This window comes from Pontibacter toksunensis (assembly GCF_042686245.1).
Lineage (GTDB): Bacteria > Bacteroidota > Bacteroidia > Cytophagales > Hymenobacteraceae > Pontibacter > Pontibacter toksunensis.
The window spans coordinates 230,364-251,112 of sequence record NZ_JBHUOX010000001.1; the positions used below are offsets into that span (position 1 = coordinate 230,364).

Below are 20,749 nucleotides of genomic sequence, written 5' to 3' on the forward strand. Positions count from 1 at the left end.
TCTTCAGCGACTAAAGTTAGTGAAAGTGACGCTCTAGTCTAATTGCACTACCAGTCCCTCATCTCCGGATACACTGACATCTTTCTCTATAGACTTGCCTTCGCGCTCCGGATCAGTGGCTAACACAATTCGGCCTTTATAGGTATGGTGCTCTGAACGGAAATGGCAGGGCTTGTGGCTTAAGTTTAGTATGATCAGAAACTGCCTGCCCTCGTGCTTGCGGATATAGGAGAGCAGAGACCCACCGGAAATAACAGGAGCATAATCACCGATGTGTAGCGCAGGTTCCTTCTGGCGCAGCCTGATCAGGTTGCGGTAAAAAGTAAGCATTGAGTAGTCATCCTCGCGCTGCGCCTCTACGTTTACCCTTCGGAAGTTATCAGGGAGGCGCAGCCATGGCTTGCCATCGGTGAAACCTGCGTTCTCACTGCTGTCCCACTGCATGGGTGTGCGCTCGGGGTCCCGGCTCAAATCCTTGTCCGGCATGTTCAAACCCTGCGGGTCCTGCACCTCGTCTGGAGGAATAGGCACATCGCGCATACCCAACTCGTCTCCGTAATACATGGTGGGAGTGCCGCGCAGCGTAAGCAGCAGCATACCGGCCACTTTTGCCTGTGAATAGCCCACGCGGCTGGTAATCCGGGGCTGGTCATGGTTGCCAATCACCCAATTCGGCCAGCCTCCTTTCGGTATGGCAGCCTCATACTCAGCTATTTTGAGGGACAGTTTTTTAGCATTCCAGTCAGCATTCACAAGCATAAAGTTGAAGGGAAGGTGAACGCCGCTGTTATTTGGGCCATAGTACGTCACAAGGCGGTGAATGGGCAGATAAATCTCCCCTATGATCAGGCGCGCATCGTAGGAGTTTGTGACCTCCCGCATTTTAGCTACAATTTCATGCACCTCCGGTTGGTCTGTAGAATAAACAGGAACAACCTTCTCATAAGTTGACATGTGCTCCTGGTAATCCGGATTTGGTGGGTTATCCCGCAGTTCTTTGTCTTTTACCATGTGCCACATCACATCTACCCTGAAGCCGTCCACACCCTTATTGAGCCAGAAACGCATGACATTGAACATAGCCTGCTGCACCTCCGGGTTTCGCCAGTTCAGGTCTGGCTGCTCTTTCAGGAAGGCATGGTAATAGTACTGCTGTGTGTGTTCATCCCATTCCCAGCCGCTTCCGCCGAATACGCTCAGCCAGTTGTTTGGCTCGCTGCCGTCCTCTGCCGGATCTTCCCAGAGGTACCAGTCCCGCTTCGGGTTGTCGCGCGAGGACTTTGACTCCTGGAACCAGGGGTGCTGGTTGGAGGTATGGTTCGGCACCAGGTCCAGGATAAGTTTCATGTCGCGTTCATGTACCTGCCGCAGTAGTTCATCAAAGTCATCCATGTCGCCAAACAAGGGGTGGATGGCACAGTAATCCGATATATCATACCCAAAATCAGCCATGGGAGAGGGATAGATTGGAGAGACCCAGATAGCGGTGATGCCCAACCACTTCAGGTAATCCAACCTGCTGATAATACCCTTCAGGTCACCCACCCCATCGCCGTCGCTGTCCTGAAAAGAGCGTGGGTATATCTGGTAAATAATTCCCTCGTGCCACCATAAATGATCTTGTTCCTGCTGGTTCGCCATAGTTCTTGTTTTTATGTGTTAGAGTTGAAGTCTCCTGGATTTAGGATTGTTTGTACGGAACAAAGCGGAAGGGGATATTGGGCACGCGCGATTTGCCACACGTGCAGTGGTAAAAGTCATCTGCTGAGCGCTGCTTTATCTTTAGGACAACCTTTAAAGATGCTTCGTAATATAGAAGAGAGGAAGTAGAGGGATAGTTACGAAAAGGAGATGAAAGGGCAGGGAATTGCTCTCTCCTTTTTTTAAAAGAAAAGCCGCATTACCAAAAGGTAGTGCGGCTTTTCTTTTTGTAGCGGGGAGCAGAATCGAACTGCCGACCTCAGGGTTATGAATCCTGCGCTCTAACCATCTGAGCTACCCCGCCGAATTGTGGTGCAAATATAGGGCATTGTTTCTTAATTAAGCAAGTTGCCTTTTGAAAAAAAAATATTTTATTTTTAAGATATACGTAGATTGGGAAATAAATCTTATACTTACTCAGTTACTTATATGAATTACTATGACGAAAGCTACGAAGACTAAATTTGTTCGCGAGTACCCGATCAATGCTTCAGCAAAGCTTATTTATCCTTATCTATCTACACCTGGTGGCCTATCACAGTGGTTTTGTGATGATGTGACCGTGGATCATGACAAAGTCTACAACTTTTATTGGGATGGCGTAAACCATTATGCAGAATTAACCGGATACCGCACCAACCGTTCCATTCGGTTTCTTTTTTTGAATGAGAAGAAAATGCACATGGCTGATCCATCATATGTCGATTTCTCTATAGAGTCAAGTGAACTTACACAAGAGCAGTTTCTAAAAGTAACAGATTATTCTGACGAAGACGACACAGAGGAACTGGAGGAATTGTGGGATAACCTGATGCAAAATCTCCGGGAATTAATAGGGGGCTAGCAGGTTTACCATTGCATCTGCTTATCTTTGCATGATATTTGAGAGCCTTTCAGAAGGCCCGGGCTTTGTGGCGCCAGCCATTTTGTCCTTTGTTGTTGCTCATGAAAAAATTAGATAAGCTTATTTTAAAGGCCTTTTTCGGTCCTTTTATATTAACCTTTGCTGTGGTGGAGTTTATTCTGCTCACACAGTACATGCTCAAGTACCTCGACGAACTTGTTGGCAAAGACCTCGGTGCGGAGGTGTTCGGGGAGCTCCTTTTCTACTTTAGCATTAACATGGCCCCGGTGGCCCTGCCACTCGCGGTACTGCTGTCGTCGCTGATGACCTTTGGAACACTGGGCGAGCACCATGAGTTAACTGCTATTAAAACTTCCGGTATTACGCTTGTCAGAGTGCTTCGCCCGGTTTTTATCGTTGTTTCCCTTATCACCATCGGCGCTTTCTTTTTCAATAATCTTATTGTGCCAAAGGCAAATTTAAAAGCATACAGCCTGCTGTGGGATATACGCCAGAAAAAGCCTGCCATGAACTTTAAGGAAGGGGCCTTCTACAACGGCATTCCCGGCTACAGCATCAAGGTAAACAAAAAGATGAACGACGGGCAGACGTTGGGCGACGTCATGATATACGACCACTCCAAGGGCGGCTCCAACACCACAGTTATCTTAGCAGACTCCGGTGAGATGTACATGGCACAAAACGATAACTACCTTGTGCTGGAGCTGTACAGGGGGAACACGTATGTGGCGCAGGGCAATGCCTCCTTTAGTAGCACTTCGAATGACCAGTTTGTGCGGCAGCAATTCGATATCAGCAAGATTATTCTGAGTATGGCATCCTTTAACCTGGACCGTACCCGCGAGGAGCTGTTTTCTGACAACAAGATGATGAAGAACATCGATCAGCTCACCGTTGTCACAGACTCTTTGCGCAGGCACAGTAAACGGGAGGTTACCTTCTATGCCCCGAGCGTTGACCCTTTCTATTCCTATTTCAAGGCAGACACAGGGCAGGTGAAAAACGGGTTCCGTTTACTCGGCAAGTCCGTTGACCGGAAGCTGGCCGAACCGTCAGAGAGTGTTCTGAGCCTGGCTACTAACAAGGCCCGCAATGTGAAGAGCTTTACCAGCAGCTACCTGGAGCGCATAAAGAACACCGTGCGCGAGGCGAACAACTATGAAATTGAGATCTGGAAAAAGTACACCCAGTCAACGGCCATACTTATTATGTTCCTTATTGGGGCACCCTTAGGGGCCATTATCAAGAAAGGCGGGCTTGGTGTGCCGGTGCTCATTTCGATCATCTTCTTTATCCTGATGTACGTGATGGCCATACTAGGAGAGAAGTGGGCGCGTGAGGGGTTGGTATCGGTAGGGGCAGGTTTGTGGGCGGGTAACCTCATACTGCTGCCCATCGGTTTGTTCTTTCTTTACCAGGCCCGTAACGACTCCAGCCTGCTGGAGGTAGACTTCTGGCGCAAACTGATGGCCCGCATCCGGCGCAATAAACTATAGCTGGTTTGATATATAATTTGCTGCAAAAGTTTTTTTGTAAATCTAAATTATATACCTTTGTGGCTTGTATAGTAGTCTTTGCAAGAAAAAACAGATTGATATAATTACGCAATGAGATTAACCACTGAAGCGAAACAAGACATTTTCGAAAAGCATGGCCTTAGCAAGTCTAAGACTGATACAGGTTCTGCTGAGTCGCAGATTGCGCTGTTCACCACACGCATCGCAGATCTGACAGAGCACCTGAAAGTTCACAAGAAGGATTTCAGCACGCGCTTGGGCCTTTTGAAGCTGGTAGGTAAAAGAAGAAGACTTCTGAACTACCTGCAGAAAAACGACATTGAAAGATATAGAGCAATCATTGCGGAACTAGGTATCCGTAAGTAAGCTTTCGAGCGTTAGGGAATTTCTTCTACAGGAATTCCCTAATCTTTTTTATAGCACCCCCTTCCTTCCTCAATTGCAAGTACCGGCAGTGGCCACAATGGGTAGCCCTGTCTTTTTGATGTAAAAGATACAATGATGATGCCTTACAACGCGATAACCAAAACTATTTTACTTCCGGATGGCCGGGAGATAACAATTGAAACAGGAAAGCTGGCCAAGCAGGCCGATGGATCTGTAGTAGTGAGAATGGGAAACACTATGCTGCTTGCAGCTGTTGTTTCTAACAAAGATGCCCGTGAAGGGGTTGACTTTTTGCCTCTTTCAGTAGACTATCAGGAGAAATTTGCCTCATCCGGCAAAATACCTGGCGGTTTCCTTAAAAGAGAAGCCAGGCTGTCTGACTATGAGATTCTCGTGTCCCGCCTGGTAGATCGTATACTTCGTCCTATTTTCCCGTCTGATTATCATTCTGAAACTCAGGTATCAATAAACCTAATCTCTGCTGATAAAGAGATTATGCCGGATGCACTTGCCGCGCTTGCTGCTTCTGCTGCCTTGGCAGTGTCTGACATCCCGTTCAACGGACCTATCTCTGAGGTGCGTGTTGCCCGTGTAGATGGCCAGTTGGTAATCAACCCGACCGTAACACAGCTACAGCGTGCTGACATTGACCTGATGGTTGGTGCCTCTTTCGACAGCGTGGCCATGGTAGAGGGAGAAATGAGCGAAGTGTCTGAGGCGGAAATGCTGGAGGCAATAAAATTTGCGCACGAAGCTATTAAAGTGCAGTGCCAGGCGCAGAGGGAGCTGACCGAAATGGTTGGCAAAACCGTGAAGCGCGAGTACTCGCACGAGACACATGACGAAGAGTTACGTCAGCGTGTATACGAGGCTACCTATCAGAAAGCTTATGAAGTTGCCCGAAGAGGTGGGTCGAAATCTGAGCGTAAAGAAGGTTTCGCTGCAGTTCTGGAAGAATTTGTTTCTTCCCTGCCGGAGGATCATACCTACGACATGGGGCTGATCAAAACTTATTTCCACGATACAGAAAAAGACGCTGTCCGTAACATGGTACTAAACGAGCGTGTTCGTCTGGATGGCCGTCAGTTAGATGAAATTCGCTCTATCTGGTCAGAAGTAAACTACCTGCCAGCTACACACGGTTCCGCAATCTTTACCCGGGGCGAAACCCAATCTTTGACAACTGTAACACTGGGTACCAAAATGGACGAGCAGCTGATTGACAGCGCCATGGTATCCGGCACAAATAAGTTTTTGCTCCACTACAACTTCCCGGCATACTCTACCGGCGAGGTAAAACCAAACAGAGGCCCTGGCCGACGGGAGGTAGGTCACGGTAACCTAGCGTTGCGTGCCCTGAAGAAAGTGCTTCCGCCGGAAGACCAGAATCCGTACACAATTCGTATTGTTTCTGATATCCTTGAGTCGAACGGTTCTTCTTCTATGGCTACGGTTTGTGCAGGTTCATTAGCGCTGATGGATGCCGGCATACCTGTAAAAGGTGGCGTTTCCGGTATTGCAATGGGGCTTATAACAGACGAGAAGACTGGTAAGTTTGCCGTTCTGTCTGATATACTGGGCGATGAAGACCACTTAGGTGACATGGACTTTAAAGTGGCTGGTACCCGGAATGGTATCACTGCCTGCCAGATGGACATCAAAGTACAGGGCTTGTCTTACGAGGTGCTGGGCCAGGCACTTGCTCAGGCAAAAGCAGGTCGTGCCCATATCCTGGGTGAGATGGACAAAACGCTTGCTGCCCCTAACGCAGACTATAAGCCGCATACACCGCGTTCTTACAACATTGTCATTGATAAGGAATTTATCGGGGCCGTTATCGGACCAGGTGGTAAAGTGATTCAGCAGATTCAGAAAGACACAGGTGCCACCGTTATCATTGAAGAGAAGAACGAGAAAGGGCACGTGAATATCTTCGCTACTGACGAGGAAGCCATGAACAGTGCAATTTCTAGGATTAAAGCCATTGTAGCCCAGCCTGAGATTGGTGATACCTATATCGGTAAAGTAAAATCGATTCAGCCGTATGGTGCTTTTGTAGAGTTTATGGCCGGTAAAGATGGTTTGCTCCATATTTCTGAGATCAAGCACGAGCGCCTCGAGACAATGGAAGGTGTGCTTGAAATTGGCGAAGAATTGAAAGTGAAACTGATCGATGTGGATAAGAAGACGGGCAAATTTAAGTTGTCGCGCAAGGCTATCCTACCTAAACCAGGTGCTCCTGAACAAAATCAATAGTAATATTATCACATAAAAGAACTCTTGGTGCCTCACTTTGGTTAAGTACATGGTGCCAAGAGTTTCTTTCGTCACCAAAGCCTCACATCTAAATTTATTTGTAAGATGACAGAACTTTGCGCGATCTTATAGTGTTCAGACACCGAACTAAAATTTAAATTTTCACATTTTTTGCAATAACTATTTACTCTGATGAGACAACTCAAGATAAGCAAACAGATTACGAACCGCGAAAGCCAGTCCCTTGACAAGTACCTGCAGGAGATTGGTAAAGTAGATTTGCTTACACCGGACGAAGAGGTTTCGCTGGCTCAGAGAATCAGAGAGGGAGATCAGTTTGCACTTGAGAAATTAACAAAAGCCAATTTAAGATTTGTCGTTTCGGTGGCAAAGCAGTATCAGAATCAGGGGCTTTCCCTGGGTGACCTTATCAACGAAGGAAACTTAGGTCTGATAAAAGCAGCCAAGCGTTTCGACGAAACAAGAGGTTTCAAATTTATCTCATATGCTGTTTGGTGGATCCGTCAGTCCATTCTGCAGGCTTTGGCAGAGCAGTCGCGTATTGTTCGCCTTCCGCTGAACCGTGTTGGTTCGCTAAACAAGATTTCAAAGTCTTTCTCAGAGCTTGAGCAGAAGTTCGAGCGTGAGCCGTCGCCTGAAGAAATTGCCGAGGTACTTGAATTGACAACTGCTGAGGTAGTGGATACCCTAAAGATTTCCGGCCGCCACGTGTCTGTAGATGCGCCATTTGTGCAGGGAGAGGAAAACCGCCTGCTGGACGTACTGGAAAACGAAGACGAAGAGTCTCCGGACATGGGCCTGATGAACGACTCGCTGCGCAAAGAAGTACAGCGTGCCCTTTCTACCTTGACAAAACGTGAAGCGGACGTTATTTCCCTTTACTTCGGCTTGAATGGAGAGCATTCACTGACATTGGAGGAAATCGGCGAGAAGTTTAACTTGACACGCGAGCGTGTACGCCAGATAAAAGAGAAGGCAATCAGAAGGCTTCGCCATACATCCAGAAGCAAAGCCCTGAAGCCTTACTTAGGCTAAAGGCTCCTTCACATAAAAAGATATAGCCCTGGCCTAACAGCCGGGGCTTTTTTTATACCGGTTTGCATAGGCAAAATCAGGGTTGCATGCAGGCAGAGGCACAGAAATTTCGTATGTTTGCATCCTAATTTCTTTCGAAACACATTAGTAATGGAAATAGAAAAAGTAAAATGTTTGATAATCGGTTCTGGTCCCGCAGGTTATACTGCTGCCATCTATGCTTCCAGAGCCGGTCTTAATCCCGTTTTATACCAAGGCCTTCAGCCAGGAGGGCAGCTTACCATCACCAACGACGTTGAGAATTATCCGGGTTACCCTCAGGGAATTAACGGACCGCAGATGATGGAAGACTTTAAAACACAGGCCGAGCGGTTCGGTACAGATGTGCGCTATGGCATTGCCACAGCCGTAGATTTTTCCTCTAAGCCGCATAAAGTCACATTCGATGACCAGAAGGTTATCGAGGCGCACACAGTCATCATCTCAACAGGAGCTTCTGCCAAATGGCTGGGCCTGGAGTCGGAGGCAAGGTTGAATGGAAGCGGCGTTTCTGCCTGCGCAGTTTGTGATGGATTCTTTTACCGGGGACAGGATGTGGCCATCATCGGAGCCGGCGATACGGCAGCGGAAGAGGCAACATACCTGGCTAACCTGTGCAAAAAGGTGTACATGATTGTGCGACGCGATGAAATGCGTGCCTCTACCATTATGCAGGAGCGCGTGAAGAACACTAAAAACATTGAGATACTATGGAACTCCATCACAGATGAGATCCTGGGCAAGCATACCGTGGAGGCAGTACGTGTGAAAAATACGCTGACCGATGAGACAAGAGAGATTCCAGTAGCGGGTTTCTTTGTTGCCATCGGGCACAAGCCCAACTCCGACATCTTTGCTGATTACCTGAACCTGGACGAAAACGGGTATATCCGAACGATTCCTGGTACTACCAAGACGAATGTGGATGGCGTTTTTGCCTGCGGCGATGTACAGGACTTTACTTACAGGCAGGCTGTAACGGCAGCTGGTTCAGGCTGTATGGCCGCTCTGGATGCAGAGCGCTACCTGGCCGCTCAGGCCATACATTAATTTTGATGCCATAGAGCATCCTTAACGCTGTGCTTTCAGGCATAGGAGGGGATGAGTCACAATAAAACGGCTGTGCTTAAGTTTATAATCAGTATGCGTTACTTTTAGAGTAGCACAGCCAATTTGTATACAGAATGTTTAAGTTTAAAGCACCTTTTTCAATTGTACTGATCTTTCTCTGCATGCTATGGTATGCCGGGGGAGCCATGGCACAGGGCAAGGTGAAAGACCTGTTCAAGGTCAAGACACCTAAGATAGAGTACGTGCGCCCCGATACAACAATCCTGATCAAGTATGAGGATTTTCCGGATGAGGGTTCTGATGCGGATGCGTCCATATACTTTAATCCGAAAAAACAGCTCTCCATCGTTAGTGAAGACACCTCTGAACTTAACATGGGGGAGCAGCACATTGTGGAGATGTCAGAAGAGGTACTTGTTGACTCCAGCTGGATTAAGATTGCCAGCTATTATGCCATATGGGACACCCGCAACCTAAACCCATACAAGATGGACAGCCGGCAGTTGAAAGACACTATAGATATCAAACTCTATGACATGGCTGCCAACCGCAAGTACAACATGCCGCTTGAGAAAACCCCAATCACGAGCCATTTCGGCAGCAGGGGCGGACGCTGGCATTACGGCACTGACATAGACCTGAATACTGGTGATACTATTTTTGCGGCCTTTGACGGTGTTGTGCGCATAAATAAGTGGGACGGTGGCGGCTATGGCAATTATATTGTTGTGCGGCACTACAACGGCCTGGAGACTTTATACGGGCACATGAGCAAAGCTATTGCGCAGCCGGGACAGTACGTAAAAGCAGGCGAATTGCTTGGTCTGGGTGGTAGCACGGGTCGTTCCTCAGGTCCGCACCTTCACTACGAAGTGCGTTACCAGGGAAACCCCCTGGACCCGGAAAACATCTATGATTTCCCCGATTACCTGCTGAAGGGAGAGAATTACCAGATTACCTCTGCAGTATTCAACTATTATAACAAGGCCAAATCCGGAAGTACCAGTGCCGGGCGGCGGGTGGCTTATCACAAAGTGCGTAGTGGTGATACTCTTTCCGGTATTGCCAGGAGGTACGGCATCTCGGTAAGCCAACTGACAAAGCTGAACGGCATAAGTGCCCGCTCCACCTTACGCGTCGGAAAATCGTTGCGTATCCGTTAACAAGTAGCTAAACACATGAAATTAGATATTCTTGCCTTTGCCTCGCATCCGGATGATATTGAACTGGGTTGCGCAGGTACACTTATTGCACATGTTGCCGCTGGTAAAAAGGTGGGTATAGTGGATTTGACAGAGGGAGAACTTGGCACACGCGGCACGCCGGAAATACGGTTACAGGAAGCAAGTGATGCGGCAAACGTAATGGGAATTGCTGTACGCGAAAACTTAGGCTTCGCAGACGGCTTTTTTCAGAACGACAGGGTGCACCAGTTACAGGTCATTCAAAAGATTCGACAGTATCAGCCTGAGATAGTGATCGCCAATGCAATTTACGACCGTCACCCGGACCATGGCCGTGGTGCTGAACTCCTGACAGAGTCCTGCTTTAAGGCTGGGCTAAAGATGATCAGAACCATAGACGAGCAGGGAGAAGCGCAGGAAGCATGGCGCCCGAGGGTAGTATACCATTACATACAGGATCGTTTGATTACACCGGATATAGTGGTGGACGTGACTCCTTACTGGGAAAAGAAAATGGAAGCGATACGTGCTTTCAGGTCTCAGTTTTACAACCCGGACAGCACCTCACCAAACACTTATATCTCATCGCCTGAGTTCCTTGATTTTGTGGAGGCAAGGGCGAAAGAACTAGGCCACGCAATAGGAGTAACCTATGGCGAAGGCTTCACGAAAGAGCGCTACATTGGTGTGCGGAACCTCTTCGACCTGGTTTAACCCAAACCTCTATCACCTGTACAAGCAAAAGGCGCTGCAAAATATTTTGCAGCGCCTTTTGCTTGAGTATTACATGTAGATTTAAATCGAAACTCTATAAACTATTCTTAGCGTGTAGACAGTCATATTCAAGCTTATTTGATTCTGTTTCTTCTCCAGTTGGTGGAAGCGGCAGGTGCACCGTTCCCGTCTTCAGTTACAGTGGCTGGTTTTTTCTGGTCTACCAGCATGGCTGCCAGAACCGCTGTTATTTCTTCAATAGCCTGTTCTGGCTGCCGTTGCAGTACTTCAGGAGTAAAGTAGCGATCAATAAACTTTGTGTCGAAGTTACCGCTAACAAAAGCTTCGTGCTGCAGCACATACCTGCCAAAAGGGAGAGTGGTTTCAATGCCCGTTATCTGATATTCATCAATGGCCCGTAACATTTTGTCAATCGCTTCCTTTCGGTCATTTCCAAAAGTGACGAGCTTCGCGATCATGGGGTCGTAATAGATCGGAATCTCCATGCCCTGCTCAAATCCGTCATCTACCCGTACGCCAAGGCCCTGCGGGCGCTGGTACGTTTCCAGGCGGCCTATGTCAGGCAAAAAGTTGTTTGCTGGGTCTTCGGCATATACCCGAAGTTCCAGCGCATGCCCCTTTATGTGCAGGTCTTCCTGCCTGAAGGACAGAGGGTTGTCCTCTGCTATTAATATCTGTTCTTTCACCAGGTCCAGGCCGGTAATCTGCTCTGTTACCGGGTGCTCTACCTGCAGGCGGGTGTTCATCTCAAGGAAATAGAAGTTCAGGTTTTCATCCAGCAGGAACTCTACCGTGCCTGCCCCTATATAGTCGCAAGCTTTGGCCACGTTAACGGCACAGCGGCCCATAGCGTCGCGCAGGGCAGGAGTGAGGACAGAAGAAGGTGCTTCCTCAATTACTTTCTGGTGGCGGCGCTGGATAGAGCACTCCCGCTCAAACAGGTGGACAATATTTCCAAGCGTGTCGCCCAATACCTGTATCTCAATGTGCCGTGGCGAGCCGATGTATTTCTCTATGAAAACAGAACCGTCGCCAAAAGCCGAAGTTGCCTCGCTCACAGCCAGCTTCATCTGTTCTTCAAAGTCATGCACGCCTTCCACCACCCGCATACCTTTACCGCCGCCACCGGCGCTGGCCTTTATCAGGATCGGGAAGCCTACCTCTGCCGCGATACCCTTTGCCGCCGCTACATCCTTTATAGCCTCTTCGGTGCCAGGCACCATCGGGATGTTGTATTTTGCTACTGCAGCCTTGGCTGCCAGTTTACTGCCCATCAGTTCTATTGCCTCCGGAGACGGACCTATGAAGATGATGCCTGCTTCCTTTACCTTACTGGCAAAGCCAGCATTTTCTGAAAGGAAACCATAGCCCGGATGAACTGCATCTACGCTTAGCCGCTGGCATACCTCTATAATATAGTCTCCACGGAGGTAAGATTCACTGGACTTAGGACCGCCTACACAAACAGCCTCATCTGCAAAGCGAACATGCAAGGCATTACGATCAGCTTCGCTGTAAATGGCTACTGTTTTGATGCCCATTTCTTTCGCAGTACGCATCACGCGCAGGGCAATTTCCCCCCGGTTGGCTACCAGAATCTTGTTTATTTTTCTCATGCAGAAACTTACTTATGTTGCAGGTCAAAGAAAAGGGTTTAATGCGAAACATAAAAATGAGGTGCCGAAAAAGCAGCCTGTGCACCGTCCATAAATTGTAAATGAGGTTAATAAACCATAACTTTGCTCAGCATTTATACTTAAATTATATATTTTGCATATATTGTATAAAGCATCAGGAGAAATTATACAGATAACCTAATCATTACACAAGTGGATTTATTTGAAAAGTTGTTGACCAACAGAGGTCCTTTAGGCAGCCACTCACATTATGCACATGGCTATTTCACATTTCCGAAGCTTGAAGGTGAAATTGCGCCGCGCATGAAGTTCAGAGGCAAAGAGGTGTTAACCTGGAGCCTTAACAACTACCTTGGACTTGCCAACCATCCGGAGGTGCGCAAAGCTGACGCAGAGGGTGCTGCAGAATGGGGTATGGCAACACCAATGGGTGCACGTATCATGTCTGGTAACACCAACCTGCACGAGCAGCTGGAGTCTGAGCTGGCTGATTTTGTGCAGAAGCCGGACACTTTGCTGCTTAACTTTGGTTACCAGGGGGTAGTCTCTATCATTGATGCCCTTGTTGACCGCCACGATGTAATTGTTTATGATGCTGAATCGCATGCCTGTATTATAGATGGTGTTCGTTTGCACCAGGGAAAGCGCTTTGTGTATAACCACAACGACATGGAAAGCCTGGAGAAACAGCTGGAGCGCGCCACCCGTTGGACTGATAACACCGGTGGTGCTATCCTGGTGATAACCGAAGGTGTTTTCGGTATGTCCGGTAACTTGGGCAAGCTGGATGAGGTGGTGGCCCTGAAAGAGAAATTTAACTTCAGGCTTTTCGTTGATGATGCACACGGTTTTGGTACAATGGGTGCTACAGGCGCCGGTACCGGAGAGCACTTAGGTTGCCAGGATGGTATCGATGTATACTTCTCTACCTTTGCAAAATCCATGGCCAGCATTGGTGCTTTTGTTTCCTCTAACGAGCAGGTAGTAGAATACCTGCGCTACAACATGCGTTCCCAGATTTTCGCAAAGTCACTGCCAATGCCAATTACGGTAGGTGCACTGAAGCGCCTGCAACTGCTGCGCTCTAAGCCGGAACTGAAAGACAAGCTGTGGGAGGTGGTAAATGCCCTGCAAAGCGGCCTTCGTGAGAAAGGCTTCAACATCGGTACAACTGAGTCGCCGGTAACGCCTGTATTCCTGAACGGCCAGATTCCGGATGCCACGCAACTGACCCTGGACCTGCGTGAAAACTACAGCATTTTCTGCTCTATTGTAGTGTATCCGGTCGTTCCGAAAGACGTGATCATGTTACGCCTTATCCCAACAGCTGCGCATACGCTGGAAGATGTGAAGGAGACGATTGCGGCTTTTGAGAAAATTGCACAGAAATTGGACAAAGGCTTGTACTCAAGTCCGGCAGTTACCGTTTAATTCGCTCAGAAGCCCTATATTAAAATTCCTTAATTTTTGCTTGTTTTCATTAAATGTGTATATTAGAGGAATAAAATCAAATGTTTCACAATAATTAAAGCACAAATGAACAACAACTTTAGCAAACTCAAGGATCTAGTAATGTCGTTAGAAGGGGATTTTGAAAAATTCTACGATAAAGGAAACGCAGCTGCTGGTACGCGTGTACGTAAAGGTATGCAAGACCTGAAAAACATGGCTCAGGACATCCGTAAGGAAGTTCAGGACATGAAAAACAGCACTGAAAGCGCAAAATAACATCACTCACAACAGAGTAGAGAATAAAAAAGGTGGCCTTATGAAGCCACCTTTTTTATTTAACACGTTGGATAACAGTTAGTTAATCGTCAGGAGGTAGTAGTTTTTCTTGCCTTTCTGCACTACCAGGTATTTCTCCTGCAGCAGTTCAAAAGAAGCCGCATCATCTGGGTTTTGCACCTTCTGCCGGTTCACACTTACCCCTCCGTTCTTGATCATGCGCTTTGCCTCACCCTTCGATTCGAAAATTTCGCCACCAGTCACTTCAGATAAAAGATCGGTTACTGTGGCTGCCTCAGCGTAGTTTTCTCTGCTCACTTCTATCTGGGGCACTCCTTCGAACACAGAGAGTAAAATATCTTCCCGAAGGCCTTTTAAAGTCTCCAAATCGCCTTTTCCAAATAAAATTTCTGACGCATCTACAGCTGCCAGATAGTCTTCTTCAGAGTGCACCCGAATTGTAACATCTTTAGCTAAGGCTTTCTGCAGAGCACGCTGGTGCGGCGCTTGTTTGTGCTCTTCTGTTATGCGATTTATCTCTTCCTGCAGAAGTAAAGTATAAACTTTGATAAGTTTCCCGGCCTCCTCATCCGCTAGGTTCAGCCAGAACTGGTAAAACTTATATGGAGAGGTTAGCTCCGGGTCTAACCATACGTTGCCACCCTCTGACTTTCCAAACTTAGTGCCATCCGCTTTAGTGACCAGTTTGCCTACAAGTGCAAAGGCCTTTCCACCGTCAATGCGACGGATAAGTTCTGTTCCGGTTGTGATGTTACCCCACTGGTCTGAGGCTCCCATCTGCAGGGTTACTCCTTTGTTCTTGTACAAATGATAGAAGTCGTACCCCTGTATGAGCTGGTAGGAAAACTCTGTAAAGGAGAGGCCCTCTGCCCGGTCGCCTTCCTCGTCGGCACTTATGCGCTTCTTTACAGACTCTTTCGCCATCATGTAGTTTACTGTCAGGTGCTTGCCCACCTCGCGCAGAAAGCCAAGGAAGCTGAACTCCCTGAACCAGTCATAGTTGTTAACTATTTCAGCAGAGTTGGCGCCGCAGTTAAAGTCAAGGAATTTCTCCAGTTGCCTCCGGATTCCTTCCTGATTTGCCTTGAGGGTGTTTTCGTCCAGCAGGTTCCTTTCCGCAGATTTGCCGGAAGGGTCTCCAATCATGCCTGTGGCGCCACCGACCAATGCAATTGGCTTGTGCCCGGCGCGTTGCAGCTGCACCAGCAGCATAATGGTGGCTAGGTTTCCTATATGCAGGGATGCTGCGGTGGGATCAAAGCCGATATACCCGGCCGTCATTCCGGAAGCAAGTTGTTCTTCTGTACCCGGCATGTAATCGTGGAGCATGCCTCTCCATCTTAATTCTTCGATCAAATTCATGTAAACCAAATTCGTGTATCAGGGCAAAGATAAAAAAGAGTTCTCAGTTTGATGCTCCAACTTAGGAATAGATGTGTGACTTGTGTTTCCGGGCGAATTTCCCTAAACCTGTTTTGGAAAAGGAGCTTTGAGGTAAGATAGCATTAGAACGTTTTATGGCATCATATGTGTAAATTGCGGTTTGGTACCAGCAGAAACAGATAAATGAAGATAAGAGCAGCAGATATTGACGATCTGCCACAAGTAAGGAAAATAGATCAGCTTCTTTTTCAAGAGGAAAGCTATCCGGTTTTCGCCCTGCGCCAGTTGCTTGATATTACGAATGGCCTCATGAAGGTGGTGGAATATGGGAAGGAAATAGTAGGCTATGCGATTGGCCACTACAACAGTGAAAAGCAGGAGGCATGGTTCCTCTCCCTGGGAGTGCTGCCTGGCTACCGGGGCAGAAAGTTTGGTGAAAAGTTAACCGCCGACCTGATGGAAGAAGTAAAGGCCATGGGTGCCATGACCATCAAACTGACTGTCCATCCAGAAAACATACCTGGTATCAATATTTACCAGGCGTTGGGCTTCAAGGCACAAGAAACGGCAACCAATTATTACCTCGACCACTCGCCCCGTCTTATCATGGTGAAAGACCTGCGTTAAAACACTCATTTTTGTTGCTGCTTTTGCCTTTCCAAAATGCCTTTCCCGCCATATTATTTCTTTGACTTTCCCACCTATAGCTTAAATTTGTAGAGGAGCATTCAACAAACGGACCTCCTGAAGAAGTAATAATCAGTACCACCATGTCGCACACACCCGAGGGCATTTTAGAGCAGCTTAAGAAGAGACAATTTGCACCTGTATACTTTTTGCAGGGAGAGGAGCCTTACTATATAGATCTCATCTCAGATTATATAGAGGAGCACGCGCTGCAGGAGCACGAGAAAGGGTTTAACCAGGTGGTGGTGTATGGTAAGGATGCAGACATGTCGACTGTATTGCTGCAGGCGAAGCGCTTCCCGATGATGTCAGATAAATCGGTGGTGATCGTAAAAGAGGCGCAGAGTATTCTGGATATAGAGCGGGAGGAGGGGATGAAGCAACTGGAAGCTTACCTTAACCACCCCCTAACGTCAACCATACTTGTTTTCTGTTACAAGCACAAGACGCTGGATGGCCGCAAAGCCCTTGCAAAAGCCGTAGGTAAGCTTGCCGTTCTTCTCACTACAAAAAAACTGTACGAGAACCAGGTCCCGGCATGGGTGAACAATTACCTGAAGCAAAAAGGAGTAAAGGGCACACAACCAGCCATTCTGATGCTGAGCGAATATATTGGGGCAGACTTGTCCCGGCTAGCCAATGAGATAGACAAGCTCCTGATTAACCTGAAACCTGGCGCCACAATTGATGAGCGTGCAGTACAGGAAAATGTGGGCATCAGCAAGGAATACAACATCTTTGAGCTTCAGTCTGCACTTATTGCACGAGATGCACTGAAAGCGCACCGCATTATCCAGTATTTTGAAGCTAACCCAAAAAACAACCCACTCATACCAAATCTGAGTTTGCTCTTCTCTTTTTTTACAAAGTTACTCAGTCTGCATACAGCTGCAGATAAATCTGAGGCAGGCATACGCAAGAGCTTAGGGAACAGGGGGTTTTTAGTGAAGGAATACATGCTGGCGCTCCGGGTTTTCCCGATACAGCGCTGCATCGACATCATTCATTTTATACGTGTGGCTGACTTACAGGTGAAAGGTATAACAGGGGGCGACATGTCTGATGCCGCCATTCTGCGGGAGCTTGTTTTTAAAATGCTGCACCCGGTACCTCGGGAAATCGCTGCCTGAGAAATCTATTTTTCCACAGCACACAATATTTTAGACCGCCTGGCCATTGTATAGGTATTATACGATGTTTAAGGTGCCGGAATGATAGCAGAAATGATTTTTAGGGGCTGCTGCTATTTAAAATTTCTTAACTTTGAGTGAAGTTCAAGATCCTCAGAAGTCGCAGAAAGCCCGGTAGCACCAGGATAGGGTTTCTTATAGAGCAGAACATTTTGAAGGCCTGCAGAGGCAATTGATATACATATGAAGATAGCGTACAAAATAGCACTTGCATCCGTGTTGGCGGGCGGCTCGCATGTGGTGGCAGCCCAGCACACGCAGGTTTTTACAAACGAAGAAAGGTATTTCCATGAGGGGATTGAACTGTTTGACCGCGCCAAGTATGGTGCGGCACAGGAAGCTTTCAGTAAGTACATCGAGCTGACAGGTGACGATGCCCGTGTTGCGGACGCGCAGTATTACTATGCACTTAGTGGCCTGTACCTCTTCCACCCTGATGCAGAGCAGCTCATTTTAAACTTTGCTAGCAAATACCCATCGCACCCCAAAACTGCGCTGGCAAACTATGAGCTGGGGCTTTACTACTTCGAGAAGAAGGACTATAAAAAAGCCATTGAGCTGCTGAAGCAGGCGCCGACGCACCTGCTCAGCATCAAGCAGAACAAGGAGCTGGAGTTCAAACTAGGCTATTCCTACTTCGCTACTAAAGACTTCGACAACGCTAAAATCTACTTCGACAAGAACAAGACCAATGGTTTCCGGGAAGATGATCACCGGTTTGCCTATGCTTCAAATTACTATGCGGGTTATATAGCCTACCGCCAGGGAGACTATGCAGCAGCCAAAGCTGACCTGAAAATTGCGGAGAAGAATGAGGCTTATGCTAACATCGTTCCTTACATGATTACTGAAATCCTGTACAAGGAGAACGACATGCATGAGGTAATACGGTATGGTGAGGCCGTGCTGGCCAAAAAACCAGCCGTTCAGCAGTCTGATGAGATAGCGTTGTTAGTGGGTGACGCCTATTATCAGAAGGCGGATTACAAAACAGCAGAGAAGTATTTCAACCAGTTCGCTTCAGGCAAGCGCACACTGGAGCCGGTGGTGCAGTATAAAATAGCACTGACGGACTACAAGAACAACAATTATAAAAACGCCATCGCCAACTTTAAGGAGATAGCGCTGAAGAAAGATGCTATCGGGCAGAACGCAGCTTATTACCTTGGCCTGAGTTACCTGAAGGAAAACAACAAGCAGTTTGCCTTAACAGCGTTTGACCAAGCACGCAAAAACGACCAGGACAGTACGGTGACGGAGGCGGCCACGCTGAAGTATGCGCAGGTAAGTTATGAACTGGGTAACTTCCGAGAAGTTATCAGTGCGCTGGCAGAGTTTAATGAAAAGTATCCGGATTCTGAGCAGGGAGAGGAAGCTGACAAATTGCTGAGCGAAGCTTACTTCGGCTCCAACAACTATGCAGAAGCCATCCGCCACATTGAGAGCCTGCCGAATAAAAGCTGGCGCATCCTGCAGACCTACCAGCGGGTAACGTACCACCACGCCGTGAACCTGTTCAACGACGCTAAATTCCCGCAGGCTGTTCAGATGCTGGATAAATCGCTGCAGTACCCTTACGACAAAGAGGTTACTGCCTCCAGCCACTTTGTGAAAGGTGAGGCCTATTCCATCGGGCAGCGCTACAACGATGCTATCAATAGCTATGCGGCTGTGTTCAGAACAACGCCTTCAACCAAAGCAGACTATTATACTAAGTCACGCTATGGTTTGGGTTATGCCTACTTCAACACAAAGGAGTATGAAAAGGCCCTGCCGCACTTCAAGGCATACCTGGAGTCTATACAGCCCAGCAACCCGAACTACAACGATGCCACCGTGCGTTTGGCGGACCTGTACTATGTGAGCAAGAACTACAACGAAGCGCTCAAACTTTACGAGCGCGTACTGTCCTCTAGTTCTCCGGACCGCGATTATGCGCTGTTTCAGAAGGGGGTTGTACTGAGCATCAACAACCGGAATGAGCCTGCGAAAGCGGCACTACAGGAATTGATTAACAATTACCCAAAATCGAGGTACCTTGATGATGCCTATTACCAGCGTGCCTTAATTGACTATGAGGCAGGGAATTATCAGGAGGCTGTCAGAGGCTTCACTACCCTCATCAACTCCCAACCTACAAGTAAGCTGGTGCCAAATGCGCTGCAGAAGAGGGGTACGGCTTACCGGAACCTGGGCCAGAATGAGTTAGCCATTGCGGACCAGAAGCGGGTGCTGGATGAATATCCATCTGCGAAGGTGGCCAGTGGAGCCTTATACTCTCTACAGGAGGTATTGGGTTCGGAAAACCGCAGCAATGAGTTTGATGTGTACCTGGATAAGTTCAAGGTTGCCAACCCGGAAAGTGATGCGCTGGAAAGTGTTGAATACGAGGCCGCTAAAACCCTTTACTTCAGCCAGAAATACGACCTGGCTGTACCGAAGTTCGAGGCCTATCTGAAGTCATACCCTAAGAGCACCTTTGCTGCTGATGCCCGTTACTTCCTGGCCGACTCTTACCTTCGCCAGAATAACATGCAGGAAGGACTGCAGCGTATGAAGCTGGTCATTATAGAAAATCGCTCTGAGTATGTGAACCGGGGTATTCAGCGTGTAGCTGACCTGGAGTTTGAAGCGAAGAATTACCCGGAGGCTATCAAGTTCTACTCGCGTCTTCGTGATTTAGCGACAAACAGGAAAGAACAGCAGACTGCGCTCACAGGGTTAATGCAAAGTTACTTCCGCACAAACGACTACGATGCGACAAAGCGAGCGGCTAATGAACTCATCAGCCAGGGCAATGCTTCCCTGAACGCTTACAATTCAGCGTTGCTCTACAGGGGCAAGGCAACCTATGCACAGGGTAACCTGGACCAGGCCTTAACACAGCTGAAGGAGACAGTGGCCTCTGCATCTGACGTGAACGGCGCAGAAGCGAAATACCTCATAGCTGAGATTCTACACAAGCAGAAGAAGTACCAGGAGTCTCTGGATGTTGCCTTCGACTTCAATACCAAGTACTCTAACTATGATTACTGGTTGGGCAGGGCCTTCCTGATTATTGCAGACAACTATGCGGCACAGAACGAAATGTTCCAGGCACGTGCTACGCTAAACTCCATCATAGAGAATGCGCCGAACAAAGAGATTGTGGCCGAGGCAAAGGCGAAACTGGCTGGTTATGACGGTAAAAATTCTGGCACACAGCCACAGCAGCAGGATTCTGTCCTACAGCAGAATACAGTGCCGCAAGTTGATACCACAGGGCAGCAATAGGAAGCGAAGTTCAACATCA

Annotated in this window: 16 protein-coding genes and 1 tRNA gene; 13 read left to right on the top strand and 4 right to left on the bottom strand. The window is 47.9% G+C overall.

The window, feature by feature from the left end; genetic code table 11:
• Nucleotides 1-33 precede the first annotated feature (33 nt).
• Both ACFS7Z_RS01015 and ACFS7Z_RS01020 read right to left on the bottom strand, forming a co-directional pair.
• Entirely contained in the window at nt 34-1,641 is a 1,608-nt protein-coding gene (locus tag ACFS7Z_RS01015) for an alpha-amylase family glycosyl hydrolase (protein ID WP_377479527.1), read from the bottom strand.
• A 290-nt stretch (nt 1,642-1,931) separates the two neighbouring features.
• Nucleotides 1,932-2,005: transfer RNA gene (locus ACFS7Z_RS01020), tRNA-Met, on the bottom strand.
• A 135-nt stretch (nt 2,006-2,140) separates the two neighbouring features.
• Between ACFS7Z_RS01020 and ACFS7Z_RS01025 the strand changes: the two genes are divergently transcribed.
• From ACFS7Z_RS01025 to bshB1, 8 genes are all read left to right on the top strand, one after another.
• Nucleotides 2,141-2,545, top strand: coding sequence for an START-like domain-containing protein (locus tag ACFS7Z_RS01025; protein WP_377479530.1), 405 nt, complete (start codon nt 2,141-2,143; stop codon nt 2,543-2,545).
• A gap of 101 nt (nt 2,546-2,646) precedes the next feature.
• Nucleotides 2,647-4,062 carry an LptF/LptG family permease gene (locus ACFS7Z_RS01030; protein ID WP_377479533.1) on the top strand — a complete coding sequence of 472 codons (1,416 nt, stop codon included), beginning with the start codon at nt 2,647-2,649 and terminating at the stop codon, nt 4,060-4,062.
• Between the two features lie 111 nt (nt 4,063-4,173).
• On the top strand, nt 4,174-4,449 hold the full coding sequence (gene rpsO, locus ACFS7Z_RS01035) for a 30S ribosomal protein S15 (RefSeq protein ID WP_377479536.1): 276 nt from the start codon (nt 4,174-4,176) through the stop codon (nt 4,447-4,449).
• 135 nt (nt 4,450-4,584) lie between these two features.
• Entirely contained in the window at nt 4,585-6,726 is a 2,142-nt protein-coding gene (gene pnp, locus ACFS7Z_RS01040; RefSeq protein WP_377480636.1) for a polyribonucleotide nucleotidyltransferase, read from the top strand.
• A gap of 192 nt (nt 6,727-6,918) precedes the next feature.
• Complete coding sequence (locus ACFS7Z_RS01045; protein WP_115565947.1) at nt 6,919-7,782, top strand: sigma-70 family RNA polymerase sigma factor; 864 nt, start codon at nt 6,919-6,921, stop codon at nt 7,780-7,782.
• Between the two features lie 150 nt (nt 7,783-7,932).
• A complete protein-coding gene (trxB, locus tag ACFS7Z_RS01050; RefSeq protein WP_377479539.1) occupies nt 7,933-8,871 on the top strand; it encodes a thioredoxin-disulfide reductase in 939 nt (312 codons plus the stop codon).
• A 134-nt stretch (nt 8,872-9,005) separates the two neighbouring features.
• Entirely contained in the window at nt 9,006-10,055 is a 1,050-nt protein-coding gene (locus tag ACFS7Z_RS01055; RefSeq protein WP_377479542.1) for a peptidoglycan DD-metalloendopeptidase family protein, read from the top strand.
• A gap of 15 nt (nt 10,056-10,070) precedes the next feature.
• The gene (gene bshB1, locus ACFS7Z_RS01060; protein WP_377479545.1) at nt 10,071-10,790 is read left to right on the top strand and encodes a bacillithiol biosynthesis deacetylase BshB1; all 720 of its coding nucleotides are present in this window, start codon (nt 10,071-10,073) and stop codon (nt 10,788-10,790) included.
• A 134-nt stretch (nt 10,791-10,924) separates the two neighbouring features.
• Here bshB1 and accC read toward each other — a convergent pair whose 3' ends face one another.
• Nucleotides 10,925-12,427, bottom strand: coding sequence for an acetyl-CoA carboxylase biotin carboxylase subunit (accC, locus tag ACFS7Z_RS01065; protein WP_377479548.1), 1,503 nt, complete (start codon nt 12,425-12,427; stop codon nt 10,925-10,927).
• Between the two features lie 213 nt (nt 12,428-12,640).
• Here accC and ACFS7Z_RS01070 point away from each other — a divergent pair, with 213 nt between their 5' ends.
• Nucleotides 12,641-13,879 carry an aminotransferase class I/II-fold pyridoxal phosphate-dependent enzyme gene (locus ACFS7Z_RS01070; protein ID WP_377479551.1) on the top strand — a complete coding sequence of 413 codons (1,239 nt, stop codon included), beginning with the start codon at nt 12,641-12,643 and terminating at the stop codon, nt 13,877-13,879.
• Nucleotides 13,880-13,984: 105 nt separating this feature from the next.
• Nucleotides 13,985-14,176, top strand: a complete 192-nt coding sequence (locus ACFS7Z_RS01075; protein ID WP_115565941.1) for a histone H1 — start codon at nt 13,985-13,987, stop codon at nt 14,174-14,176.
• A 78-nt stretch (nt 14,177-14,254) separates the two neighbouring features.
• Here ACFS7Z_RS01075 and tyrS read toward each other — a convergent pair whose 3' ends face one another.
• Entirely contained in the window at nt 14,255-15,559 is a 1,305-nt protein-coding gene (gene tyrS, locus ACFS7Z_RS01080) for a tyrosine--tRNA ligase (protein ID WP_377479555.1), read from the bottom strand.
• A 204-nt stretch (nt 15,560-15,763) separates the two neighbouring features.
• Between tyrS and ACFS7Z_RS01085 the strand changes: the two genes are divergently transcribed.
• From ACFS7Z_RS01085 to ACFS7Z_RS01095, 3 genes are all read left to right on the top strand, one after another.
• Nucleotides 15,764-16,207, top strand: coding sequence for a GNAT family N-acetyltransferase (locus tag ACFS7Z_RS01085; RefSeq protein ID WP_377479558.1), 444 nt, complete (start codon nt 15,764-15,766; stop codon nt 16,205-16,207).
• Nucleotides 16,208-16,350: 143 nt separating this feature from the next.
• On the top strand, nt 16,351-17,397 hold the full coding sequence (gene holA / locus ACFS7Z_RS01090; RefSeq protein ID WP_377479562.1) for a DNA polymerase III subunit delta: 1,047 nt from the start codon (nt 16,351-16,353) through the stop codon (nt 17,395-17,397).
• 243 nt (nt 17,398-17,640) lie between these two features.
• Nucleotides 17,641-20,730, top strand: a complete 3,090-nt coding sequence (locus ACFS7Z_RS01095) for a tetratricopeptide repeat protein (protein ID WP_377479566.1) — start codon at nt 17,641-17,643, stop codon at nt 20,728-20,730.
• Nucleotides 20,731-20,749 lie beyond the last annotated feature (19 nt).